Genomic DNA, 26,693 nt, shown 5'->3' with positions numbered 1-26,693 from the left:
CTCTTTTCAGATGCTCTAAGGCATTGCTTTTTGTTTGAGTTTTCATAATGGTAACTTGTTTGTTTACCATTACAATTTAATCATACCTCATTTTACCGTTTCCAGTAAGAAACGGTTTAGTTCAACAGCTCGCTAAGTGCACCTTCAGGTACACTTATCCGCCAATATCAATGGATAAATGCACCTTTATTAAATTAATTCACATAATATTTTCAGAAATCTACTGAAATAATAGTTAATAAAAAAGCAATCGAAGTGCCATAAAATGACTAAAACAGTAAAATTGTAGAGAAATATGCTTAAAAATGAATAAAATGAAATACCCAGCCGTAGTCAGTGCTGTACTCCACTGCGGGGGCTGGCATTTTGGTGAGATTTAGAGCTTCCAATATTCCGTTCAAGAATTTACTCTTGCTTTTGAATTGCGTATAATCAATATCTGGCGAAAGGAAAAACTGTCGGTAGCGGTTGATTTCAGGTGCTCTTTCTCCCCTAATCCATTCAGGATTTTTAAATTCCGAGAGCATCCCTCCTGCGCTATAGCCTATTGCCAAATTGAGCCATTTGGGTATATTTTGATTGGGCATAATTTTATGAAGTCCAACACTCAGCCAATAGGTTTGGGCATTATAATCGGTAAATAAACTCTCCAATGCATTTTCGCCCAAAACTCCGGGGTTTACTTTTGAATAAGAAGTCGGGAAGTAGGAAAATTTGAATTTCACTACTTGCTCGTCCCAAAATTTCTGTTGAAGCATAAATAAAAGTGAGCCTGCAGAGTTGGCATAAACATCGCCCCAGGAAAAGCCATAACCCTCGTACAAACCATCAAAAATTTCTATGGGCAATTGGAATATAAATCCTAAGCTTCCACCTAAAAATATGGCCGTATTGTCATTAAGTCCACTCCATTTGAGCATTTCATAGCCTGCCCTACTCTGATGATAGGCAATATAAGCATGTGCCACTTTATCCATCTGCTTCCAGCCGGCATTGTCATCATAAAAATGCATGGGCACCCGCTCATGGTCTTTATACCACACTTCTGATAAATATAGCACTCCGGCAGTATAGGAAGCAGCAGTTAAGCCTACTGATATTCCCAATCGCTTATTATTTAGTTGGGTAGAATCATTTTGGGCAAATGATGGCCTTTGTGAATTTAATAATATGATTAAGAATAGAAATAAGTGTTTTTTCATGCTCTGGATTTTACCTCCTTCAATAGACACCGTTTATTGGGAAAAGGATTGAAATTGAGGTATGAGAATTATATATTTATCAATCCAAAACTATTGAAGATTCTGTATCTTACTTAAGGGTGAATCTTTTGATTTTCATTTCTGATTAAAATATCAAATCAAAACTGCGAATGAATTTAATAAAATTATAGAATCTAAGCTTTGATATAGGATATTAAAGCTTAGTTTCAATAAGAAAGGATTCCTTTCTTCAAAGGATGACGCACTGATTAGAATTTGTAGTTAGAAGGCAATAGAGTAGTTTTTCAAGAATCACCCCTCCGTTCCTCTACTATTCATACTCCTCACCGCTCTTTCAATTCCCGCTGGCGTAAGAGGAAACATAGGAATTAATTGCTTAATTAATTGAATGGTATAAGTGTGTGGCCAGTATTTAAGCGGTTCTGGATTTAACCAAACACATTTCTTGAATTTTTGCGGAATGGCTTTTAAACTTTCTATACTCAAGGAATTGATTTCATAAGGTGCCATGGCGGCATCTCCCATGATAAAGACTCTATAATCTTTATTGTGACTTAATAGCTTCTCAATAGAAATGACCTTTGTTCTTCTTTCATCTATATAAACCCTATCATAAATGGTATTATGGAAATAATATACTTCCAAATCGTGGGCAAAACGAGTGCGCATTTTTCGGAAGAGATTTTGGACCGTACGAACATAAGGCGCCATGGAATACCCGCCATTATCTATCAAAACGATAATTTTTAATTCCTCATTTTTCTCGCTCGACATTTCCGGAATGAATAATCCTCCACGCTTTAAGCCTGATTTGATAGTTTGAGGAACGTCCAGTTTTTCGGTGGCACTTTCTTCAATCACACCTTTGATGGAAGCCAATGCCGCATCAATATTGTTGTCGTTTAAAGTGGAGTCTCTATCAATAGGAAAATAATTCTTATCGCTCATCACTTTTCGGGCCATCTTCCCTCCTCCTTGTCCGCCTACTCTGATTCCATTTTTGGCAGCACCTCCATGTCCATAAGGTGAAATTCCGCCAGTTCCAATCCAATGGCTCCCTCCACCATGTCGGGTTTTCTGCTGTTCACGGACTTTTTCCATGCGCTCGAGCAATTCTTCCAACGATAATTCGGAATAATCCGCCATTTTATCCAGTTTTCGTTCTGCAATCTCATCATCATCGGAAATGGGATCGGTATCTTCCTGATCTGGATTGTCTTTGTCCCAAATTTCTTTACCGGAAACTACTTCTTTGATGTCATAACTGGTTAAATGAACTTCATCCAGAAAAGTATTGACTAGCTCCTCATCTGTAAAATCACGATCTGCCTCCTCCACATAATCAGTTTTCCATTTTTGAAAAGTCTCGGAACGCAGAATGGCATCTTCTAAGGTCTGACCTGGTTTGATAGGAATATATAGAAAATATGCATAATAGGCTTTGGTAAAAGGCCCCATATCGGCTGGGTCTTTCACCATTATCCCCTTCAATACATTATAAATATCACCCAGGGTCTTTACCAAGCCTTTTTGCATAGCTTTTCTAAGTAAAAGCAATGTGCGTACATCTGCTTTCAGGCCATGTGATCGGAAATGTTCGGGTAAGGAGTTGAGCATAATTTCTATTTTTTTCACTTTACAAATGCTTTAATTTATGCATCCTCGTTACCGCATTGCGATGCTTTCGGCACAAACTAGGACGAGCAAATGCTTTAATTCCTATCTATTAATCGTTTTTAACGAGGATTCTTTAATTATCATGTTTGTAACTCGAATATCTTAATTCAAATTCGCACCAAAGTTTTCATCAGCACCTATCATTCTTCCCACTCTTTCCATATCAGCTTGAGTTTTGATTAAGGCTCCAATTCCTTCCAATCCAGCAATCTTCTTAACAGCTTCTGCTGGAGCAATATCACTCATATATTTCAGCCAATTCAGAATTTCACGAGTTGTAGGTGCTCTTTCTAATCCTAATCTTCTTAAATGATAAAATACATCCAATCCTACTCTAACTACTTTCTCATCCAAACCGGGATGATGCTTTTCAATGATTTTACCCATAGTTTCCTGATCAGGAAAATCGATATAATGATAAATACATCTTCCTTTGAATGCGGTTGGTAATTCTTGCTCACGATTGGACGTAATCACGATTGCCGGCATATCTTCCTCTGAAACTTCAATTACTTCTCCTGATTCCGGCATAATGAATTTTCTATGGCTTAAAGCATACAATAAGTCATTAGGGAATTCACGAGGTGCTTTATCAATTTCATCAATTAATAAAACAGAATTAGGTTTGCTATAAGCTTTTGCTGCAGGGCCCTTTACCACATAATCATTTAAAGAATCAGGATTACGGTCTCCAGTAGTCAATTTGCTATCTAGTCCTTTTTCCTCTCTTTGAGCATTAAGAATTTCAATCTGTGAGTCGCGTAAATACTTAACGTGATCAAAACGAGCCACAAACTGCTCTACATTACTTTTTGAACCCACTGGATAAACCTCTAAATCCAAATCTCTATCCTTTGCATAATGAATAGGCAATTCTGTTTTTCCTGTTCCAGGCTCGCCTTCTATCAAAAGTGGCATGCCTAAAGTTCTTGCCATATGAAATGCTTGTGCTAGTGCGGGGTCGCATAAATATTTTTCGGATCCTGTCCAATGAGATGTTTCTGCCATAGTGTTTAAAACTGATTGATTTGATTATAGTTCCAAATTGAATCGGCAAAATTGAAATTAAATGTTTGGACTTGCAAATAAGAATGTGTTGAGGTGATGCAGTTTATAAGTGTTGAGGTTGTTAGTTTTTCAATCCTATTCTTATGAAGCCTAGCTCATCTTCCATGTTTAAATGGAAATGGACTTTGCTATCCTTAACAAACAAAGGTTCGGCATAATTATCGAATGTCATGATTTCCTTTTCACCGATTAGATCGAGCTCTTGATCATAAACCATCACCGAGACTTTCCAAGTTGGCTCATCGATACCTTCAGCATTTATTGCTTGATTGGAAAAACGATAAAATTTATTCTCCTTTTCATCAAATAAAAATCGAGTAAAGGATACCTCTTCATTCATGTCAAATACCGTTTGAACCACTTCCTCCCGCGATTCAGACTTCTTTTTGTAAATCTTCTCCTTTCCTTCTGGAATTAATCTATGTTCGAATGATTTATGCGTTAGTTGATCTGATTTGTAAATATATGTATCATTAAAATGGTTATTTGAAATCAGCATGCTATCCCCCAGAAAATCAATGAAGATTTTTGGGTTCACACTAGTCAAATAAGTTTCATTTCTATGCAAAACAATTTTATAGTTTTCCAGCCTTTGAAATTTAGGCAATGGAATACTTTTCTTTTTTTGTTCCTCTATATCCAAAATGAACATGATGGCTTTATATTGATCAAAACCAAAATGTATGCCGGCAAGTGCGTTACCTTCATCATTTACATTTACAAGCTCAAAGCTTTCCGATTCTTGTAAGCCATTCCTTATCCATTCTTCTTCAAAACCTACTTTTTTGAATAAATTCCCTTGCACATCATGAATTTTAAATGAGGAATTATCTTCAAAACCAAATTGATTATTTGGTAAAGATTTGGTTGAAAACAAATAATCCGATTGTAATCCTTTAGGCCCATCTTTCTCAAAATAAATTTTGTCTTTCAATTTATAGTTTTCGATATCAATCACTTCTAAAGCATAATTTTTTCTGTCCCAATTATAGAATTTGGTTTTATCAACTGAGACAGTAGGATTATCAATATAAGCACCAGCCATCAAAATCTCCTTCCTCGGGTCAACTTGAACTGTATCAATTTCTAATTCAAAATCAAAATATGCTGATGAGTTTTCGTTGTTATTTACAGAGTTGCAAGACCAAAATATGATGCTGAAAACAAATAATACCAATAAATTTTTCATAGAAAGAGGTTTAACTTGCTAAGTAACGGTATAAAGAAACTAAAATTTTATTCTAATTATTCGACTTAGGAATTTTTAAATAATAAGGGGTTATTAGACTTAATTTTTCATATTAGGCAATATAAAACTTACTGTAGTTCCTTCCTTAGGTTTGGATTCAATCTTAACCTCTCCTTTTAATTTACTTACCGTTTCTTTTACAATATACAAACCTAAGCCTGAGCCGGCATTATCATCGGTGGCACGGTAAAACATATCAAAAACCTTATCAATATGTTCCTTTTCAATTCCTCTGCCATTATCCTTTACATTAATGACCGTTTTATGGTTTTCGGAAGAGATGTTGATATCGATTTTTGGTGATTTTCCGTTTCGGTAGCGAATGGAATTTGATATCACATTATTCATAATCACTTTCAATCTCCATGGGTCTGAATAAAAAGTATCTTTTAAATCTATATTCAAACTCTTTTCCACGCCATTATTAGTATTGGAATATTTTAATTGTTCGAAAGATTCATTTATAATTTGCTCAAAATCAATGGGTTCTTTACGAACTTCCAAGCGGGCATTTCTAGACTGATCTAAAATTTCGGTAATAAAAGTATCCTGAAGTTTAGCACTTTGCTCTATCTTATTCAAATAGGTGGTTTTCAATTCAGAATCGGCATCTGATTTTGCCAGATTCAATAAGCCCAACATACTGGCAATGGGCGCCCTTAAATCATGCGAAACCCTATAGACGAAATTATCCAATTCGGTATTTATTTTTCTTAATTCCAAATTAGAGGTTTTCAGTTCTTCTTCTGCCTTTTTGCGAGTAGCATTTTCTTTTTCAAGCTCTTTAGTTCGGGTTTGCACTATTTCCTCCAGATTTGAATTGAGACTTTTCAATTCATCTTGAGCTTCGGTTCTTTCCCTTTGAGTGGCTGACAAAATGATGGTGGATACGCTAATTACCCCCAAAAATATCTGTAAAATCAACATGGCATTATTGGAAGTTTCCATCACAAAAGGCCCAATATCCTGAGTGGTCATATAAACGGAAATTAAACCAATAATGATAGTCCCCGTCATGGCCACTGCCAAGTGAAAACGAAATGCCAACCAAAGCAAAAGGGGCAATACTAAAAATGGGATTGACTGCTGTACGGGATATCTGAGGGTTTCTTGATTGAGAAGTATAAATACAATTAAAACGGCAATACTAAAAAATATCACTTCCAATACATGTCCCCTTTTAAAGTTTTTGTTAATGGGCTCTTTAAAAGACAGTATAAAGGGTGTAAAAAGAAGAATTCCCACTAAATTGCCCACCCACCATGTAACAAAACGGGTCAGGAATTCATCCGTAGAAACCAAACCTTGATAAAAGAGCGCTCCAGTACCTATAACAGCACTAACCAAAGCAATTATAAAGCCTACTCCTAAAAATCTGAAGACATGTATAGACTTATTGAAAAGCTGATCTTTCTGTATCCATTTCTCAATTAAAAAATTTCCTAGTAATGCCTCTAAAGTATGTCCCGCAGCAATTACGGAGGAAAGCAAGATTACGGAATCAGATGATAAATCACCAGTGTTCCAATAGGCCAAAATATTGGCTAAAAGTGCCCCAATGGTGATACCGGGCCATGCTTTTCGTCCCAATAATATCAAAAAAGCCAAAGCCAAACCTGATGGTGGCCAGGTAGGTAAAATATAGATATCCTCAAATACCAAAAAGTAGCCTAAACGGGCAAAAAAGAAATAACCCAAGGCTACGAATAGTATTATTAAATCTTGTTTATATTTAACTATAGCTTTTAGCTCCATTACTTAAGTCGCTTATTATTAGTTAAATATGATACTTTTTTCTGAAACTATTTCTATGAATGAGTATTTTTTATCGATTGATAGCATAAAAAAGGCGGTATAAGTTTATCAATCACCCTTATACCGCCTTTAGTGGAGGATAAATAATATTATTTTGAGGCCCTTATGGCATCCGTTAATTCTTGAGTAATTTGCCTTATTCCTTCTTCAGAATTCAAATAATTTGCAGATTCGGGATTTGAGATATAACCCATATTAAACAATATGGCAGGGCTTTTTGAATTCTTAAGGACATAATAACCATTGTTATAACCTATTTTGAATTTTTGGTTAATCTCATAAAATTCAGAAGATAATAAATCAGCAAAATATTGAGATGCTTCAGCATTTTCATTTTGGTCATTATAAATCGCCAGCATCATATTTTCATTTACATCTTTATGGGATTCTATATGTAAAGAAATAAACAAATCGGCATTTTCTGTTAAATTCACCCTATCTTCTAATGTAATATAACCATCCTTATTTCGAGTAAGTATAATTTCAACCTCTTCAGAATTACTAAATTTTTCAGCTAGCCGATGAGCCACTTTTAAAGCTATTTCCTTTTCTGAAAATATGGATGATTGAATACCATCATCTTTTCCTCCATGCCCCGGATCTATTACGACCTTCAGTTTTTGATTGGACTTTCCTAACTTCATTTTCTCATTATTTCCAGATCCAGCATGCTTTTTGAAATCAAAGTCATTTATGAAATCTAATGGGTCTAAAAAATTATTTTGTGCGTCTCTTACTTCATAATGTAAATGAGGCCCCGTAGAACTTCCTGAATTACCTGTTAAGGCTATTACTTCTCCACGTTTGACTTGCTGACCAACCTTAACATTTATTTCTGATAATTGAGCATAAAATGTTTGATGACCACCATTATGATCAATAGATAAGTAATTTCCAAAGCCTGTTTCGGACTTATTCACTTTTTTTATAGTTCCATTGGCTGTTGCTATCACATCTTTACCGACAGGAATTGAAAAGTCCACACCTTCATGCATTCTTTCTACTTTTAAAATGGGATGTATTCTTTTACCAAATCCTGAAGTCAAACGAACAAGTTCGGAATCTTTAACAGGCATAATTGAAGGCGTATATTTATCAGATGGCATTTTCACATACTCAAAAACATCTGAGATATCTTTTTTTAAAGGCGCTATAAATTCATCACGATCTTTGGTGGCAAAAGAAAATGTAATTAGGGCAAATACGGGCAATATCAAAAGATAGTACCAAGTCGATAGTTTTTGGTTTTTGTTCATCATTTTAATTCTTGTTTTGATGGTGTTTAATTTGAAATAATTAGCTGAAGCAATTGCTTTTTGGGTTTTGATTTGTTGAAAAAGTATTTCTTGATAAGCAATAGGATTTTTATGTAACGCAATCACCTCCTCATCAGCTTGAAATTCATGGATTTCGATTAATCTGTTCCTGAATAAATAGAGCAATGGATTGAACCAGAATATGGAAAGTATGACTTCCATCAATAATCTATCCACTGAATGCTTCTTCCTTAGATGGACCAATTCATGTTGTAAGATTGTGTCAAATGAAGGTTCACTGAAAAGACCATTAGGAACAAATACTGCATTAAAATAGCTGAAAGGACTTTCAAATTCACCGCAATAAATCCTATAGCCGTTTTTTATAATCTCTTCTGATTGCTTTTTTAATTTGATGATTTGAAAATGGCTATAAATCAACCTGATTAAAAATAGAATGCTGATCAATGAAATTCCCAAAACAATCACTTCCATAGTAAAATCTGATTGATTTGATCTTTCTATTGGGATTAACTCAATGTTTGTATTCGAATATTCAGTTATATCCCCTAATTCATCCCAAATAGCCATATCATTTTCCACTACAGTCTCACTAGTTTGGAAATTAGGCAGTGTTACAAAAGGAATTGTCAAACTGATTAATAACGCTAAGATTACATAAAACCTATTAATCGCATGTCTTCCGCTTTTATGAAATACCAAGTTGTATATCAAGTATAAAATTGCTTGAATAGCGATTACCTTCAGAAAATAGATCAACAGAACATTCATTTGCCTTTCTTTTTAATTTCATCATCAATCATTTTTCTAATTTCCTTTAATTCATTAACTGATAATTCTTTTCTGGAAGTGAAAAATGAAGCGAATTGCTTGTAGGAATTATTGAAAAAATTATTGACAAATCCCCTAATAGAATAATTGGAATATTCCTCTTTGCTAATGAGCGGATAATAATGTTTGGCTTTTCCATGTAAGTCAAACCCAATAATGCCTTTTCTCACCAAAACATTCACTACAGTACTAATGGTTGTATAAGCTGGTTTGGGTTCATCATATTCATCAACTATATCTTTTAAATAAGCTTTATTGAGCTTCCAAAGATGTCTCATCAATTGTTCTTCTGCTTTTGTCAATTCTTTCATATCACAAGTATATTACTATTCAAATAGTAATACAACTATTTATTAAATTATTTTACTATTTTTATAGTAATTAAATGAGTTTATAGTTAAAACATCTTAAAAAACGTTTCTTTAATTGTTTTTAACGGAAATATAGACTGATTCTAAATCAGTTGGTAAGCCAAAATATAATCCCTAGCTTTGAACAATTTCAAAATGAGACTGTTGCTTTTGTAACAATTACCCAATCAAATCGCTATTAAACACTTTTATATAATAATTATTAAATAGCATATTAGAATTTAAAATCAGTTTTTAATTAACTTTTAAGTTATCTATGAACAAAATTTTAAGATTAGTACTCATCTTTTTAATATTAACAACCACAACACAATTTTTAAAGGCCAAAAATTCACAAACAAGTGATTCCCTAAAAGTAGAGGTGGAAATTATAAATCCCTCCACAACTATCAATAATGGAGAAATAAAATTAAAAGTAAGCGGTGGAAAAGAACCCTATCAATATCGATGGTCCAATCAAAACACAGCTTTAACAGCTTCAAAAGCTACGGGACTTATTGAAGGTAAGGAATATACGGTAAGAATCTCAGATGCCAATAATCAAATTATTGATAAAAAAATTACCATTGAGGCTGAATCCATTACGGAAAATTTCAATGCTGTTTTTGATCCGGTAGTGGAATTTATGGGTAAAGTATTATTTTGGGATCCATTTGCCGCTATGAGATTGTACGATCCTGTAGTAATGACAGATCAGGAAATGATCAAGACACCCGATTGGAATGCAAGAACGGACAAAATTTTCATCTTGAAAGAAAAACTTGTAGCCGATGGTGAGCAAGTGAAGGAAGGAGACCCGCTGGCTATTGTTTCAATAGATAAGCAAGATGCTGATACTGTGAAGGCTACCGCAGATGGGGAAATCAATTTTAATGTAGAAGAAGGTGCAGTAATTTTTAGCCCTGATAATACCAAAGATTTAATCGAACAAGGAGCTCAATATTTTGCAAGCATCAAATTTGATGAGGAACAACCATTGCTTTATGCAAATGGAGACGTTAGGAAAAATAGTATCCCTTTCATTGTAGTTTGGTTGATTGCAGGTGCTGCTTTCTTTACTGTAAGAATGGGCTTCATTAATATCAGAGGATTTAAACATTCCATTGATTTAGCCAGGGGAAAGCACAGTGATCCTAATGCACCGGGTAAAGTGACCCACTTCCAGGCTTTGGCAACAGCTGTTTCCGCAACAGTAGGCTTAGGAAACATAGCTGGTGTAGCTGTAGCGGTATCAATTGGTGGCGCAGGAGCTACGTTCTGGATGATCTTAGCCGGATTGCTGGGTATGTCATCCAAATTTGTAGAGTGTACGCTAGGTGTAAAATACAGGGAAATTAAAGCAGACGGTAAAATATTTGGTGGTCCAATGAATTATTTACGATATGGCCTTGAAAAAAGGAATATCAAAGGTTTAGGAAAAGTATTGGCCGGAATATTTGCCGTACTTTGCATTGGTGCCTCTTTTGGAGCAGGAAATATGTTCCAATCTAATCAGTCATTCCAGATTATGGCTTCTCAATTTACCGTTTTAGAAGGTTGGGGATTCTGGTTTGGAATCGGTTTGGCTGTTTTAGTCGGTGTGGTAATCATCGGAGGAATCGAAAGTATTGCCAAGGTAACCGAAAAGGTAGTGCCTATTATGGCCATTGTTTATGTCGTGGCCGCCTTGGTTATTATAGGAATCAATTTTGAAAATATAGGCCCTGCATTTTCAGCGATTTATAATGGTGCATTAAACTCAAGTGCCCTTAAAGGTGGATTTTTAGGAGTACTAATCATTGGGTTCCAAAGAGCGGCCTTTTCCAATGAGGCGGGTGTGGGATCTGCAGCTATTGCACACAGTGCTACCAAAACCCATAATGCCCCTTCAGAAGGCTTTGTAGGTTTGATGGAGCCATTTATCGATACAGTTGTGGTTTGTACGCTTACGGCATTAGTGTTGATTTTTACAGGAATGCATGAAGTACCGGATGTAACGGGTGTAAAATTAACTGCTCAGGCTTTTGGTTCTGTAATCGGTTGGTTCCCTTATGTATTGGCAATTGCCGTTTTCCTTTTTGCATTTTCCACCATGATTTCTTGGTCATATTACGGTATGCGAGGCTGGACTTATCTTTTTGGCAAGACCAATAAATCAGAATTAGCCTATAAAATTACTTTTTTGGTATTTGTTGTAGTGGGCGCTTCAGTTAGTTTGGGAGCTGTACTTGATTTTTCAGATATGATGATATTAGCTATGGCTGTCCCAAATATGATTGGGCTCTATATTATGTCTGGTGAAGTGAGAAAAGATTTAGCTCACTATATCAAGAAAATGAAGGCAGGTAAATTAGGGCAACCTGATGATAACCTTTCAGCTGATATTGATGCCATAAAAGACAAAGATTAATTTATTTAGGGGTTGTTTAAAAAGTTATACCGTTTTTAAGCAAGCCCTATTTAATAATCCTACTCAATACTTCTTGTTTATTTTGTCTTGAAATAGGCAACTGTTTGGATTTCACATTCAGGCAGTTGCCTTTTTAATTTTAATGTTTACATTCATTTATTAAAGGTTTCTGCCATTTTGGATTCCTACCTATATAACTCTGATCTAATTGGATGTTCAAACATTAGATAGATAAAGGAAATTCCCTAAAGTATTATTTACATAAATTTTAAAATTATTACTTATATTCCCCTATGGACTGGATTTATGATACTGACAGTAGTGGTAATTACCGCTATTCTTTAGGTAAAAGAGGAAAAAAGACACTAATATGTATTGGAGTAAATCCTAGTCAGGCCAAACCTGAACGGTATGACGGAACCATCTCCTCAGTTGAAAGAATTGCCTTTCATAACCAATTTGATAGTTGGAATATGCTTAACCTCTATCCTCAGAGAAGTGCTGATCCAATCCTACTGCATCACAAAATAGAGAAGAAATATCATGAAGAGAATTTGGAGGTAATTGAGTCTTTTCTTGAAGAGGATGAAGTAGTTATATGGGCAGCGTGGGGTAACTTAATAGATTCAAGACCTTTTTTAAAGCACTGTTTATCAGATATTTTTAACATGAGCCAATTTTATGATTGTCAATGGCTGTCTGCTGGAGATCCCTTGAAAGCGGGACACCCAAGGCATCCTTTGTATTTAAAAAAGACAACTATCTTATCTGAATTCGATATGGAGCATTATATGGAGACCGTCATTCAACCTGAGGATGATAAATCTTAGCAGCATTTTTATAAATCTCTTTTTTGTCTAAAGTCATCGGTTTTAATTCCTTATTCACGAACAATTCCATTTGATCGGTGTAGTGTGGACTTTCAGGCTTGGAAGAAGTCCCATACGGCATAATAGATTCTAATTTAGGTAAACCTTCCCCAAATCGAGCTAATAAAATATAGGATTCTCCGACATAGGTTTTCTCTTTCAACCCCTTCCCCATACTTTGAGTGTACATTGGGGCAATCACATCTGGCAGTCCATCTATAGCCATTTCTTGCTCCCCTCGCTTATGGACTTGCAACTTACTAAGTGGTACTTCAATGGTACCAAATTCGTCTATCAGTTGAGCTTGGGATTTTTTAACAATCTCAACAGCTGTGGCTCTATCAATTTCTTTATCTTTTGCATTACTGATCAGCACTTTCATTAAACCTGCACCAATACTTTCTTTTTCAGCTCTTCTGTCCCAGTTCTGAAGTATATTCAAATAATCTTCTATCACTGGGTAATCTTTGGGTTCTAACTCAAAAATAATATTGATATCTTCCTCAAACTGAAATTCATCAGGATATTGGATATCGAATTTTATCTTTTTAAAATCTTCATAACTTAATTTCTCTTCTTTGCTCATGAGGTTTTGAAAACGAATGCTTCTGTTGTTATCCTTTATAGAAAAACCCATTTCTGATGGAAAATCCAAAGAATCAAGATTTTCAGCATAATCCGTAGCATTAAAAGGGCTATTATTCATATTGAATAAATAGCCTGATGTGGGATCTGTATATTGTGGTAACTCTTTGAAAGAATGATACTTATTCCATTGGGTAGCGGAGGTATCACCTGCTAAAACCTTTCTCCAGTTATATGCTGGATTCCGGACAGGTAATTTGGCATTGCTTACATAAAAAATATAATGGTCTTTATCAGCATAAACTATATTAAAATCTGGTAAATAAAGTTGTGAAACTACGCTTTTAAATTCCTCAAGATCTTTCGTTTTTGTCATTTCATACCATTGCTGGATGGCTTTCAAATCTTGATTTGCTGCAAAAGTTAAAGCAAAAAAACCATGATCATTTTTTAAGGTCGGACCATAAACGCTTTGATAATAGGTTTTTGAAATAGGAATCGGAATTCCTAAAATCTTGACTTTTAGTTTCGCTTTATACTTTTCCAAGGCTAAAACTTCTCCATCGAAATAGTAATGTTCCTTTTTCTTTGGATGCATACGCAATTGAAAAACATCCATTTTATCTGGATGATTGACAGTATGCGCCCAGCCTAAATGTTCATTCACTCCGTGAAAAATAGTAGGACTCCCAGGAAATAAAGAACCCAGCATATTCCATCCTTCTTCGCTATTCAAATGCACTTCATACCAGCTGGCAGGCCCTTCGAAAGGCTGATGGGAATTGACAGCTAAGAAACTTTCTCCCGTGGTTGTTTTGGATTTACTAATGGCAATTCCGTTTGAACCTATTCCCACATAAGGATTATTAAATGATTTATTGGCTACTATGTCTCCAACTATTTTATCGGCTCCGCTCATGGCTGAAAGTGACAAAACAAAAGCCGTAAGCATATCATCATCCGTAACTGGAAATAGTTTTCTATTTATAATTTCATCTTTGTGATATTCGGCATAAGCATTAATTCCTTGAATATAGCCATCTAACAGTGCTAAAAATGCCGATGAAAGCTCATTCTTCTTTTCTTTAACTACTTCAGGAGCACCAATAAATTGAGTAAAAAAATCAATACCTGCTCCATCTTTTCCGAATTGTCTTCCAGCCATTAGTTTCCCAGCTATCAAAGTAGATTGGATCGTTTTGAAATCATCCTCAGCATGAGCCCATGCTAAACCGTAGGCTACTTCTGCATCAGTTTCAGCATAAATATGAGCCACGCCCCACTTGTCCCGAACAATATCAATTTTTTCGGCTGAGATTTGGGCGAAAATCTGGAAACAATTAAAAAAGCTAAAAAGAAGTAGTATGTATTTCATTTTAATTTTATGATAATCTGAAGGTTAAAACGCTAAATTTATTACAGAAAATTTAATCTCAACATAAAATCCTATATTATTGTATATATGAAATCATATTTTCATTCAATTTATATATATCATGATCAAATACAATCCTAAAAACTGGTTCGGTCTAATTTTTCATTCCTACAGTCAGCAAATAGTTAAAACACTGATGCCTTTTCTTTTGATCATGATCATTTATACTGCAATTTTAACCTTTTTGATTGAGGATTATTTTGAACTCGATTTCCATAGCACCACAGTGGTGCATTCTTTACTTGGAATAGTATTAGGTTTGTTTTTAGTATTTAGAGTCAACTCGGCCTATGACAGATGGTATGAGGGTAGAAAATTATGGGGATTGTTGCTAAATAATTCAAGAAATTTAGCCTCCAAGCTGAATGCTATGATTTCAAGAGAAAATAAAAAAGACAGAGAATTTTTCCAGCAAATGATACCAGCTTTTGCTTTTGCCTTAAAAGATCATTTAAGAAAAGGCGTTAAAATTAAGCATTTAGGAATCTCCGACAAGGAAATAAACAAGCAACTTGAAACTAAGGAACATATCCCGAATGCCATCACTTCTGTTTTATATAAAAGATTAAATCAATTATTAGCGGATGGAAAACTAACACCCAACCAATTTCTAATTTTAGATAAAGAAATGAAGGAGTTTTCTGATATTTTAGGAGGCTGTGAAAGAATTAAAAATACACCCATCCCCTATTCCTATAGCATGTTTATTAAAAAATTCATTTTCACTTATACGGTTACGCTTCCTTTAGCATTTATCAGTGAGTTTCATTATATAACGATACCAATCGTAATTTTCGTGTTTTTTATTTTAGTTAGTGTGGAATTGATAGCGGAAGAAATTGAAGAACCTTTTGGCGGAGACACTAATGATTTGCCAACAGGAGAATTGACGGAAAAGATAGAAAAGAATGTTAAAGAATTGTTTGATTAGGCAAATCAAATTAGATTCCGTCATTCAATAATACTAATTCCTTATAAATCTTTATATTGCTTTATAAATGAAAGCTATTTATGGAGCATTATGATTTAGTGATTATTGGAGCTGGCCCTTCAGGATATGCAGCCGCCATGCGGGCAGTAGATTTGAAAAAAAAGACCTTATTAATAGAAAAAAAAGTATTGGGAGGAGCCGGGATTACCAATGGAGCCTTATCTTCTAAAACCCTATGGGAATTGTCACGTGATATGTTGGCATTTCGTAAAAACTTAGACCGATACCATCTGGAGCCTCCCAAAGCAGTTTGGAAAGAAATTCAAAGCGAGGTTCAAAAAGCAGTAAAAGAAAGGGTTTACCTATTATCAAATCACCTCAAAGAACTACAAACAAATTCTAAATACAGCCAATATATCGATTTTATGGAAGGGGAAGCATCCATTATAAGCGATCATATAGTGGAAGTTGAAACAAAGAAAAAACGAATAGCAATTGAAACTGACTACATCATCATTGCCACCGGGAGCAGGCCTAGGTATTTGCCCAATATTCCAATAGATGAAAAACATATTCTAACCAGTGATGGCGTAGAATTGATGGATGATTTTCCCAAAAGCATGGTGATAGTAGGTGCAGGTGTGATTGGTTGTGAATATGCAACTATATTCTCCGGTTTTGGCCAAACTAAAGTCTATTTGATTGACAAAGGAGATTCAATTCTTCCATTTGAAGACCCTGATGTAGTAGAAGTGATTGAGAAAAATCTAGAGGCACAAGGTGTACACATTCATAGAAATTCTTCCCTATCTCACATTGAAAGAAAAAACGGAAAAGTAATTTACAAATTGGATTTTTCAGACGGTCATCAAGAAACTTTTGAAGTGGACAAAGCTCTTGTTTCTGTCGGACGTGTGCCCAATTATGAGAATTTATGGAAGGAGGCAGTACCAGTCAAAATGGGGCAAAGAGGCGTGGCAGACGATGATACCAGAACCTCAATCAAAAATATTTTTGCAGTAGGTGATATCACTGCTGACATTAATTTGGTTAACGTGGGAGAATTGGAAGGAAGGTATGCGGTGGAAAAAATATTTGGTAGCCCCAAGAAAAAACTAGTGTATGAAAACATCAGTACTATCATGTTTTTAAATCCGGAAGTGGCAGGTGTCGGCTACAATGAGAAAACCGCACAGGAAAAAGGCTTGAATTATAAAGTGGTTACCACAGATTATTCAACTATTGCGAGGGCTGTAGCTAAAAGGAACACCCAGGGTTTTATCAAGTTACTGGTAACCGATGATGAAGATATGCGAATATTAGGAATGCGAGTAGTAGGAGAACAAGCTTCTGCTGCAATTCAAGCCGTTGCACTATTGATTAGTATGAATAAAGGAATAGAGGAACTGGCTGAATGCGTACATCCACATCCTTCGATCACGGAAGGCATCCAGGAATCTGTAAGAGCGCTTTTAGGGAAATCTATTTTAAAATCGGGCTTATTGAAGGATAAGGTAAACTGCTATTGCTACGATTGCCATAAAAAAGAAAGAGTGATGATTTAATTTTGATGAGCGGTTTAACAAAGGATTCCAACAAGAGTTTTTAAAAGAAAAAATACTATGAAAAACATTATTTTACTTATCTTATGCTTGGTCAGCCTCAACTTAAATGCTCAAGACCTTATTAAAACGAATGATGGGGATATTAAAATCCATCCCATACTGCACGGAACTTTGGCAATTGAGTACCAAAACCTTACAATCTATGTAGATCCTTATGGTGGCGCAAAAGGATTTAAGGGTTTGAATGATGCCGATTTGATTTTGATTACGGATATTCATGGTGACCATTTAAATAAAAACACATTAAATGAACTCAATACTAAAAATTCCTATTTCATTGTACCTGAAGCTGTTGCACAACAAATGAATGGAATTGATAATGCCGAAATTGAAATATTAAACAATGATAAAAGCACTTCTTTTCAAGGTATTGATATTACAGCCGTACCTATGTACAATCTTCCAGTGGATGAGGAGTCTAGGCATCCCAAAGGAAGAGGAAATGGCTATTTATTGAATATAGCGGATAAGGTAATATATATTTCCGGAGATACGGAAGATATTCCTGAAATGAGAGCATTAAAAAACATTGACATTGCATTTGTTTGCATGAATTTACCATACACCATGTCAATTGACCAAGCATCAGATGCAATACTGGAATTCAAACCGGCAATAGTTTACCCATTTCACTTCAGGGGACAAGGAGGATTGGCAGATGTTGAGGAATTTAAATCCATTGTTAATTCGGAAAATAAAGATATTGAAGTGAGATTGAGAAATTGGTATCCTAGCAACTAAAATATAAGTAATAAAAGCATAAAATTGTATAGACAATATATTTATAATAAATTGAAGCTCTTTAGCTTTTACTTTTATTATATGCTAGTTAGAATATTACTTTTCTTATTTTTTATTTTACCCTATATTTCATTTGCAAATGAAAAAATAGACAGTCTTCAAAACGTTTTGAAACAAGACATTGAAGACAGTATTCGCATCAATATATATAAAGAACTGCTTTACAATCTTAGTACATCAGAACCCTCCCAAGCTATTTTTTATGGACAACTTGGATTAGATTTAGCTAAAAAAATAGAAGATGATTATTCTGAAATCCAATTATTAAACAATCTCGGTATTGCATATTATGGTTTAGGCGCATACGAAAAAACCTTAGAATATTTTTTGAAAGTATTGGAATTGGAAAAGGATTTGGATAATCTGCCGTCCCTATCAAGGGCCATGAATAATGTGGGAATTATCTATGATGAAATCGGAAGATTAGATAAATCAGCTTTCTATTATGAAGAATCTCTAAAATTAAAAGAGACATTTCAAGATTCCTTAGGTATATCCACTACCATGAGCAATTTAGGTTTACTTTATCTCAAAATGGATCAACCACAAAAAGCAATAAAGTACTTTAGAAAATGCTACAGCATGGACAAAAAGCTAAGTGATGTGGTGGGAATCTATAATTCAATGCACAATATTGGAATATATCATAAAGACTATGGCGATAAGGATTCGGCAGTGTATTATATTGAAAAGGCTTTATTGGCTGTCCCTAAAGGTGAAAAACATTATGATAAAACCTATATTATCAAAAGTTTAGCAGAAAGTTATTTGGAAGTAAAAGACTATAAAAATGCACGTAAATACTTTGAAAGGGCAGTAAATTCCGCCAATGAAGTAGAAGCTTTGGACGTTTTAAAAGAGTCCTATAAAGGATTATCGGAAATATATGAACACATTGGGCAGTTTGAAAAATCATTGAAAGCATTTAGGCGATTCAAGACTTTGAACGATTCTATTTTTAATCAAGATTTTAACAGTAAAGTATCACAACTGGAAAAGAATTTTGAAATCCAATCAAAGGAAAAAGAAATCCAACTGCTTACCAATAAAGCAGAAATTACGAATCTACAATTAGTCAGAAGAAAAAACACCAACTATTTCTTGATTGCATTGGGATTGATGCTTGCTATAGTGGCTTTTATTAGTTACAACCGTTTTCAAATTAAAAACAAATCGCATAAACTCTTACAGCAAAAAAATGAAGAAATCAATCTTCAAAAATCTGAAATCAAAGAAAACAGAGATGAGATTGAAGCTCAAAGAGATAGCATTTTAGAACAGAAACAGGCCTTGGAAGAAGCCAGTTCTGAAATTATGAAAAGCATTTGGTATGCCCAGCACATTCAGCAGGCCATACTTCCTGATTTAAATAAAATCCAATCTGTTTTTCATGAATTTTTTATGCTGTATATGCCGAAATCTATTGTGAGTGGCGATTTTTACTGGTTTACCCAAAAAGAGGATAAAACTTTTTTTGTCTTGGCAGATTGTACCGGACATGGTATTCCAGGAGCATTTATGACAGTAATGGCCAATGATTTGTTGAATAGTATTATAATCCAACAAGATGTAAATGATTGTGCCAGAATTTTACATCTTTTAGATGAGGCCGTATTAAACAGTTTGCAATACAAGGGCAACTCATCTAGTGACGGATTGGATATTGCATTAATTTGTATAGATGCAAAAACACAAGAACTTACATTTTCCGGAGCAGGAATAGACATGATTGTATTTCAGAAAGATGAATGGAGCACTTATAAAGGAGAAAGGTTTTCAATAGGTGGGTTTAAGGATGCAACATTTAAGACCCCAAAAAACATAAAATTGGAACTTAAAGAAGATACTCAATTATATATTTATACTGATGGTTATGTAGATCAATTCGGAGGAAAAGAGGATAAAAAATATATGCGTAAAAGGCTAAACTTATTATTGGATGAAATAAAAATCCTTCCTTTTGAACAACAAAAATCAAAACTGGAAAAAGCCATAATTGATTGGAAAGGTGATCAAGAACAGACTGATGATATTACTTTTACAGGGATTAGGATTTAATATTACCTACCTTCTTTTGGAAGGTAGGCAATATCAGGATAAATTATCCAAACTTTCCTTTCAAGGCAGCTAGTTTAGCTTGCAAATCACCTTCTGGAGCTTTTTCCTCAGATTTTCTTTTGAATTTTCCTTTTGGCTTTTCTTCTTTAGATTGCTGTTTAAAAGGATCTTTTTTCATGGAAAAAGAAATCCGTTTTCTAGCTTCATCTACTTCTAAAACCGTTACTTCCACTTTCTGTGCTACATTTACTACCTCAGCTGGATTGCTTACAAATTTATCTGCAATATGACTGACATGAACCAATCCATCCTGATGTACACCAACATCTACAAATGCCCCGAAATTGGTGATATTAGTAATAATGCCAGGAAGTTTCATACCTACTTTCAAATCACTAATTTCATTAATGCCTTCCGTAAATGAGAAAGCTTCAAATTGCTCACGAGGGTCACGGCCCGGCTTAGCTAATTCTTGCATGATGTCTTGCAATGTTGGAAGACCAACAGATTCGGTCACATACTTTTTCATATCCAATTTTTCTCGCAAATCTTTACTGCTCATCAAATCGGATATAGTAGCCTGGACATCCTTTGCCATTTTATTGACCAAATCATAACGCTCTGGATGGACAGCACTGCTATCCAGTGGGTTTTTAGCATCACTAATGCGCAAGAACCCAGCAGCTTGTTCAAAAGCTTTATCTCCTAAACGTGGTACCTTCTTCAATTCTTCTTTGCTCTTAAAAGCACCATTTTCATTTCTATAATTCACTATGTTTTCAGCAATGGAAGGGCCTAATCCAGAAACATAGGTTAATAATTGCTTGCTGGCGGTATTTAATTCAACTCCCACATTATTCACACAACTCACTACCGTATCATCTAAACCTGCCTTCAATAAATTTTGATCTACATCATGCTGATATTGCCCTACTCCTATTGATTTGGCATCAATTTTCACTAATTCAGCCAATGGATCCATCAATCTCCTGCCGATTGATACCGCTCCACGAACGGTTAGGTCATAATCTTTAAATTCTTCTCTGGCTACTTCTGATGCAGAATAAACGGAAGCCCCACTTTCGTTTACCATTACAGCCGTAACTGAACTGGGTAAACCAATGGAATTAATGAATTTTTCTGTTTCTCTACCTGCAGTACCGTTTCCTATGGCAATTGCTTCTACATTATATTTCTCTACTAATTGCAATATCAAAGCTGCTGCCTTAGCGGTTTGTCTTTGCGGCTCATGTGGATAAATAGCTTCATTAAATAATAATTTACCTTGTCTGTCCAGACAAACTAGCTTACACCCCGTTCTGAAACCTGGATCCACCGCCATTACATTTTTCTGACCCATAGGAGCAGCTAAAAGCAATTGTCTTAAGTTATCAGAGAAAACTTTTATAGCTTCTTCATCCGCTTTCTTTTTGGTGAAAATACGGATTTCGGTTTCCATACTTGGTTTCAATAATCTTTTATAAGCATCAGCTAAAGCAATCTTAACCTGCTGAGCTGCTTCATTATCTGCTTTCACAAAATGCTTTTCCATAATGAAAATAGCATCTTCTTCTTCCGGACTGATGTCCAGCATCAGAATCATTTCCTTCTCTCCTCTTCTCATCGCCAAAATTCTGTGAGATGGAGCAGTTTTCACATTTTCCTCCCATTCGAAATAATCCTTATACTTCTGCCCTTCTGTCTCTTTTCCACTTAAAACTTTCGAACGGAATTTTCCTTTTTCCAGAAACAATTCACGGATATCTTCTCTAAGCTCAGCATTTTCATTCGCCCACTCTGCTATGATATCTCTTGCTCCATGCAGTGCAGATTCAATATCAGCCACCTCTTTTTCTTCATCTATATATTTACCTGCTTCAAGCTCTAAATCAATATTTCCTTGTTCGAAAATAAGTTTCGCTAAAGGCTCTAAACCTTTCTCTCTTGCAATGGTAGCTTTAGTTCTTCTTTTTGGCTTATAAGGAAGGTAAATATCTTCCAGTTTAGCCATTGTTTCTGCAGCATTGATTTCATTTTCTAGCTCTGGTGTTAGCTTTTCCTGCTCCTTTATGGATTTCAGGATAGCTTCTCTCCTTTTGTCCAAATCGCGTAATTGTTGTACTCGATCTCGAACATCCGCAACAGCTACCTCATCCAAAGTACCTGTCATTTCCTTTCTATAGCGGGAAATAAAAGGCACCGTTGCACCGCCATCCAATAATTCTACTACAGCTTTTACTTGTTGGGGACGTACATTTAATTCCCCTGCAATTTTAATTATGTGATCCATTTGTTTGATTAAAGATTCTAGATTGGAGATTAATGAATGTAGTTAATTGATTAGATTCAATCCATCAATTCTTTCAAAATGTTTAATATTAAGAGTTGCTAGGGAGATTTCATTTGACATTGCTACGGAAGCAATTAATATATCAGCAATGTCAATTAATTTATTTTTCATTTTCAAATTTAAGTAAATGTCAATTGCCATATCAGAAGCAGATTGATTGAAATCTAAAAAGGCTAAATTTTCATATACATGATTCCAATAATTGGATTTTGATTTTTTGTTTCCTATTCCAATTTCATAATGAGTTACTGCAGATATTGCAAAGTCCTCCTCATAATCAAGGAGGGAATAGAAAAAAGAATTCTCTTTTTCTTTCTTTCTAAAAAGATCAATCAAAACCGAAGTGTCTAAAAGTATCAATTTAACCTTGTTTTATTAATGTGATTTCTTGCTTCTTCATAAGCTGAAAATTCCTTTTCTGACCAAGTTGGCGCTTTTAAGATAAACTTTCTAAGTTTCTCCTTTTTATCATTTTTGAGCTTTATTTCAGCCTTGATAGATTGAAGTAATTTCTCCATTTGCTCTTGCGGTAATTGATTAATTACTTTTATTAAATCATCATATTTTAAATTCAATTCAACTTTCATAATTCATGTTTTAAAGTTTAATCTAATGAAAATCTGAAATTAAAACATCAAAATGTAAACCAAAATTTCATTTTTCCTAAGAATTAATTGTTAGAATTCTCGATTCAACTGGTCAATATTTGACTATAAAATTCAAAACCCCAATACTTTCCGTACTCTGCCCAAAGTCTTACTTGCAATTTCTGCAGCTTTCTCTTCACCTTTTTCTAATTTCTTATGAAGCTCGTCTAAGTTTTCCATGTAGTGGTTATAAAGCTCTCTTTCTTTTGCATACTTTTCAACTATCAATTCAAAAAGTGCTTGCTTAGCATGCCCATAACCATAATTACCGCCTTCATAATTTTTTCGCATTTCAACTACTCGGTCATCTGAAGCCAATAATTTATAAATATTGAATACATTACAGTTATCCGGATTTTTTGGTTCTTCCATTGGCGTGCTATCCGTGATGATTTGCATCACATTTTTTCTCAGCTTTTTATCGGTCTGGAAAATATCGATGGTATTACCATAAGACTTGCTCATTTTCTGACCATCCGTACCTGGAATCGTCATAATTTGTTCATCAATTCTAGCTTCAGGCAAGACAAAAACATCTCCATAACGATGATTAAAACCACTGGCTATATCACGAGTCATTTCCAAATGCTGCTTTTGGTCTTTTCCGACAGGCACTACATTCGCATCATAAAGTATTATATCACAAGCCATCAAAACAGGATAAGTAAAAAGCCCGGCATTCACATCAGCCAAACGATCTGATTTATCTTTAAAGGAATGTGCATTGGCTAACATTGGGAAAGGAGTATAGCAACTCATATACCAATTCAATTCCGTCACTTGTGGTACTTTCGATTGTCTGTAGAATAAATTTTTGTCAGTATCAAAACCAAATGCCAACCATGCGGCCGCCACCGCATTTACATTCTCTTTACGAACTGCTGCATCTTTAATGGTGGTTAACGAATGTAAATCCGCTATAAAAAAGAAGCTTTCATTCTTAGGATCTTGAGACAATTTAATAGCTGGAATAATAGCACCTAGTAAGTTACCCAAATGCGGTTTCCCAGAACTCTGAATACCCGTTAAAATTCGTGACATTTTATAAATTTTTCTTTCTAATGATTTTATCTAAACTGTAATTTCCTCCTCCATTCAGTGCCGTGACAGAAAAAACTGCTGCATATAATAATCCTAATTCCTGTCGTCCAAATGGATCACCGCTATGAACTACCAATGCTGCTATTAACATGGTAAATAAAATGGGTACACTTGCCAATCGAGTGTAAAGACCTAAAGCTACTAAAATTGAACAAATAAATTCTGCAAAAACAGTCGCTACTAAGCTAAACTCCTCTCCTAAACCAATTGGATCTGCAAAACTAAAATCTCCTGAAAGTAATTTCTTGAATTTGGGATAGCCATGGGTAAGCATCATTAGTCCACCAGCTAATCGTAATATTAATAAACTTAAATTCTTAAAAGGCATATTCATGTGCTATAAATAATTAAAAACTAAACAAAAGCCATATTTCTTACTAAATAAGAAATCAAAGTAAATTGTAGGTTCAAAAAAATGAAGAATTGTGTATCTTCGTTTTAAACAAAAAACGAATTTATGAAGAATATCCATTTGCTTAAAAGTTCATTTACGATTGTTTTCCTATTATTTATCCACATTACGGTATTTGCACAAAATAATACCGCTAAAATCACATTCTTAGAAGACAAATACGACTTTGGAAGTATAGAAGAAGCGGGAGGAATTGCAAAACATACTTTTAAATTTGTAAATACAGGTGAAGATTCCATTAAGTTGACTTCTGTTAGAGCTTCCTGTGGTTGTACAACCCCATTTTGGGAGAAAAATGCATTAATGCCTGGGGATACCGGTAAAATTGAAGTTGCCTATAACCCACTGAACAGACCTGGTAAATTTGCTAAAACCGTTACGATTAGAACTTCTGGAGAGCCAGAAACAAGAATATTGAGAATTTCGGGATATGTGGAGCCGAAACCCAAAACCATAGAGGATGAATTTGGGACTGAAATAGGAGGAATAAGATTAAAAAGCAAATTCATAAACTTTGGTAATATTACCACAGAAAAACCAGTAAGTAAATTAGTTGAAATATATAACCAAACTGAAGACACTGTTACCATATTAGATAGATTTATTTCGGCTGATTTCATCAAGGTAACCAAATTACCAGCAGTAATTCCGCCAAAAGAGTCAACTGAAATTGAAATCAGTTATTTACCCAAAATTAGAGCAGATTTGGGTTTTATGAATGACCCCTTAACGCTTTTTACAGATGAGCTAGAGAATAGCAATAAATCCATAAATGTGATAGCTACTATTAACGAATATTTCCCGCCCATGACTGAGGAAGAACTGGCTAATGCTCCCCATATAGTTTTTGAAACACAAGAATATGACTTTGGACATATCAACGAAGGAGATAAAATGACCCATAGTTTTAAATTTACCAATACGGGAAAAGACTCTTTAAACATTCGCAAAACTAAAACCACCTGTGGTTGCACGGTCTCAGAATTAACTAAAATGAATTATGGCCCTAATGAAACAGGTGAAATCAATATTACCTACGATTCAAAAGGGAGAAGAGGAACTCAAATTAAAAGGATAACTTTATTTACCAATGACCCAACCGCACCTACTCAAGATTTGATTATAAAGGCTTATGTGAGGGATTAAATGATGTGCTGATGTCCTGATAATTGAATTATATTTTTGAGTAGATGTCAAAGGATAACCACTAAATTTCTTTGGTTTATCATTTTCGAGAAAATATTAATTCAAGATTTTATCCCCTATAACTAAAAAAGGCCTGCAATTTGCAAGCCTTTCTTATCAAAACTATTTAGGATTCTCTTGAGAAATAAAACATTCTTTAAAACAGCTTTCAAACAGATTTAGAAGGTCTTTTTATAGAATACGCTCATGTAAAAACACTGAAATCAAGGGGTTTTCACATATTTTGAGGTTTTAGACCCTATTTATAAAAATTAAACACCAAATTATATTTTGTAGTTTCTATTTTTTCTTTTTGCTTGATCAAAAAGAAAGAAAAAATCAAGACAATCCGCTAGCCAGCCATAGCCGTCAGTTTAGTGACGTAAGCAATTGTTTTTCAGTAATTTACAATAAGGATGTAGATCTCCCTTGGGATCTTTCTTCCTATTGTTCATATCTGTATTTTTATTTGTTCTCTTTAAAAAAACGGCTTTACATAGTGTTTTTACCGTCTTTTGCTGCATAAATATACTAAAATTCCCACTAAGAAAGGAGTAAAAATCGGAAGGATTTACGCAAAAAAGAGAGGATTTTAGCGGAAAAAATTAGTTTGGTTTTCGATTCCGTACACATTAATTCTCTGGCCAAGAAAAGTGGTTTTTTACTGAGAAAATCTAAACTTGACGGCTTTCAATTCTTATTTAGTTTAGTTTTTGCTCATCACAGAGGTAAGCACTTTAGTCTTTTGGATATGGCTTCCTATCTGTTCAAAGATTTCAAAATTAAGATCGCCA

Annotated in this window: 21 protein-coding genes; 8 read left to right on the top strand and 13 right to left on the bottom strand. The window is 34.6% G+C overall.

The genetic code is table 11. The features are described from left to right. Positions 1-299 precede the first annotated feature (299 nt). The 7 genes from ACFE0M_RS06765 to ACFE0M_RS06735 form a co-directional block, all read right to left on the bottom strand. The gene (locus tag ACFE0M_RS06765) at positions 300-1,202 is read right to left on the bottom strand and encodes a DUF2279 domain-containing protein (RefSeq protein WP_434544990.1); all 903 of its coding nucleotides are present in this window, start codon (positions 1,200-1,202) and stop codon (positions 300-302) included. A gap of 312 nt (positions 1,203-1,514) precedes the next feature. After that, positions 1,515-2,858 (bottom strand): hypothetical protein, encoded by a 1,344-nt coding sequence (locus tag ACFE0M_RS06760; protein ID WP_434544989.1) that lies wholly within the window; start codon positions 2,856-2,858, stop codon positions 1,515-1,517. 144 nt (positions 2,859-3,002) lie between these two features. Beyond that, positions 3,003-3,908, bottom strand: a complete 906-nt coding sequence (locus ACFE0M_RS06755; RefSeq protein WP_434544988.1) for an AAA family ATPase — start codon at positions 3,906-3,908, stop codon at positions 3,003-3,005. A 121-nt stretch (positions 3,909-4,029) separates the two neighbouring features. Then, a complete protein-coding gene (locus ACFE0M_RS06750; RefSeq protein WP_434544987.1) occupies positions 4,030-5,157 on the bottom strand; it encodes a DUF4221 family protein in 1,128 nt (375 codons plus the stop codon). Between the two features lie 99 nt (positions 5,158-5,256). After that, positions 5,257-6,972, bottom strand: a complete 1,716-nt coding sequence (locus tag ACFE0M_RS06745) for a sensor histidine kinase (RefSeq protein ID WP_434544986.1) — start codon at positions 6,970-6,972, stop codon at positions 5,257-5,259. Between the two features lie 149 nt (positions 6,973-7,121). Then, positions 7,122-9,080 (bottom strand): N-acetylmuramoyl-L-alanine amidase, encoded by a 1,959-nt coding sequence (locus tag ACFE0M_RS06740; RefSeq protein WP_434544985.1) that lies wholly within the window; start codon positions 9,078-9,080, stop codon positions 7,122-7,124. Next, complete coding sequence (locus tag ACFE0M_RS06735) at positions 9,077-9,451, bottom strand: BlaI/MecI/CopY family transcriptional regulator (RefSeq protein WP_434544984.1); 375 nt, start codon at positions 9,449-9,451, stop codon at positions 9,077-9,079. Before ACFE0M_RS06735 ends, ACFE0M_RS06740 begins: the two co-directional genes overlap by 4 nt. A gap of 316 nt (positions 9,452-9,767) precedes the next feature. On the opposite strand from ACFE0M_RS06735, the gene ACFE0M_RS06730 reads away from it, so the two are divergent. Both ACFE0M_RS06730 and ACFE0M_RS06725 read left to right on the top strand, forming a co-directional pair. Beyond that, the gene (locus ACFE0M_RS06730) at positions 9,768-11,900 is read left to right on the top strand and encodes an amino acid carrier protein (protein ID WP_434544983.1); all 2,133 of its coding nucleotides are present in this window, start codon (positions 9,768-9,770) and stop codon (positions 11,898-11,900) included. A 293-nt stretch (positions 11,901-12,193) separates the two neighbouring features. Continuing rightward, complete coding sequence (locus ACFE0M_RS06725; protein ID WP_434544982.1) at positions 12,194-12,730, top strand: DUF1643 domain-containing protein; 537 nt, start codon at positions 12,194-12,196, stop codon at positions 12,728-12,730. Here ACFE0M_RS06725 and ACFE0M_RS06720 read toward each other — a convergent pair. After that, positions 12,702-14,729, bottom strand: coding sequence for a penicillin acylase family protein (locus ACFE0M_RS06720; protein ID WP_434544981.1), 2,028 nt, complete (start codon positions 14,727-14,729; stop codon positions 12,702-12,704). The two genes, ACFE0M_RS06725 and ACFE0M_RS06720, sit on opposite strands and share 29 nt — an antisense overlap. A gap of 121 nt (positions 14,730-14,850) precedes the next feature. Between ACFE0M_RS06720 and ACFE0M_RS06715 the strand changes: the two genes are divergently transcribed. From ACFE0M_RS06715 to ACFE0M_RS06700, 4 genes are all read left to right on the top strand, one after another. Continuing rightward, positions 14,851-15,720 carry a bestrophin family protein gene (locus ACFE0M_RS06715; protein ID WP_434544980.1) on the top strand — a complete coding sequence of 290 codons (870 nt, stop codon included), beginning with the start codon at positions 14,851-14,853 and terminating at the stop codon, positions 15,718-15,720. A gap of 80 nt (positions 15,721-15,800) precedes the next feature. Next, positions 15,801-17,285, top strand: coding sequence for a dihydrolipoyl dehydrogenase family protein (locus tag ACFE0M_RS06710; protein ID WP_434544979.1), 1,485 nt, complete (start codon positions 15,801-15,803; stop codon positions 17,283-17,285). A gap of 57 nt (positions 17,286-17,342) precedes the next feature. Continuing rightward, entirely contained in the window at positions 17,343-18,086 is a 744-nt protein-coding gene (locus tag ACFE0M_RS06705; RefSeq protein WP_434544978.1) for an MBL fold metallo-hydrolase, read from the top strand. Between the two features lie 81 nt (positions 18,087-18,167). Further along, positions 18,168-20,204 carry a tetratricopeptide repeat protein gene (locus tag ACFE0M_RS06700; protein WP_434544977.1) on the top strand — a complete coding sequence of 679 codons (2,037 nt, stop codon included), beginning with the start codon at positions 18,168-18,170 and terminating at the stop codon, positions 20,202-20,204. A 43-nt stretch (positions 20,205-20,247) separates the two neighbouring features. On the opposite strand, the gene ACFE0M_RS06695 is transcribed toward ACFE0M_RS06700, so the two are convergent. From ACFE0M_RS06695 to ACFE0M_RS06675, 5 genes are all read right to left on the bottom strand, one after another. Next, positions 20,248-22,494 carry a Tex family protein gene (locus ACFE0M_RS06695; RefSeq protein ID WP_434544976.1) on the bottom strand — a complete coding sequence of 749 codons (2,247 nt, stop codon included), beginning with the start codon at positions 22,492-22,494 and terminating at the stop codon, positions 20,248-20,250. A 42-nt stretch (positions 22,495-22,536) separates the two neighbouring features. Beyond that, positions 22,537-22,914 (bottom strand): type II toxin-antitoxin system VapC family toxin, encoded by a 378-nt coding sequence (locus ACFE0M_RS06690; protein ID WP_434544975.1) that lies wholly within the window; start codon positions 22,912-22,914, stop codon positions 22,537-22,539. Next, positions 22,911-23,141 carry a hypothetical protein gene (locus tag ACFE0M_RS06685; RefSeq protein WP_434544974.1) on the bottom strand — a complete coding sequence of 77 codons (231 nt, stop codon included), beginning with the start codon at positions 23,139-23,141 and terminating at the stop codon, positions 22,911-22,913. Before ACFE0M_RS06685 ends, ACFE0M_RS06690 begins: the two co-directional genes overlap by 4 nt. Positions 23,142-23,273: 132 nt before the next feature. Then, positions 23,274-24,242 (bottom strand): tryptophan--tRNA ligase, encoded by a 969-nt coding sequence (gene trpS / locus ACFE0M_RS06680; RefSeq protein WP_434544973.1) that lies wholly within the window; start codon positions 24,240-24,242, stop codon positions 23,274-23,276. 1 nt (position 24,243) lies between these two features. Then, positions 24,244-24,630 (bottom strand): DoxX family protein, encoded by a 387-nt coding sequence (locus ACFE0M_RS06675; protein ID WP_434544972.1) that lies wholly within the window; start codon positions 24,628-24,630, stop codon positions 24,244-24,246. A gap of 129 nt (positions 24,631-24,759) precedes the next feature. On the opposite strand from ACFE0M_RS06675, the gene ACFE0M_RS06670 reads away from it, so the two are divergent. Both ACFE0M_RS06670 and ACFE0M_RS06665 read left to right on the top strand, forming a co-directional pair. Then, positions 24,760-25,860, top strand: a complete 1,101-nt coding sequence (locus ACFE0M_RS06670) for a DUF1573 domain-containing protein (protein WP_434544971.1) — start codon at positions 24,760-24,762, stop codon at positions 25,858-25,860. A gap of 649 nt (positions 25,861-26,509) precedes the next feature. Further along, positions 26,510-26,693: hypothetical protein (locus tag ACFE0M_RS06665; protein ID WP_434544970.1), on the top strand; the 184-nt coding region annotated here is incomplete at its 3' end.

The sequence above is a fragment of the Marivirga sp. genome, from assembly GCF_051117495.1.
In the GTDB taxonomy this organism is placed as follows: domain Bacteria; phylum Bacteroidota; class Bacteroidia; order Cytophagales; family Cyclobacteriaceae; genus Marivirga.
This window is presented reverse-complemented; position numbering and strand designations above follow the sequence as displayed.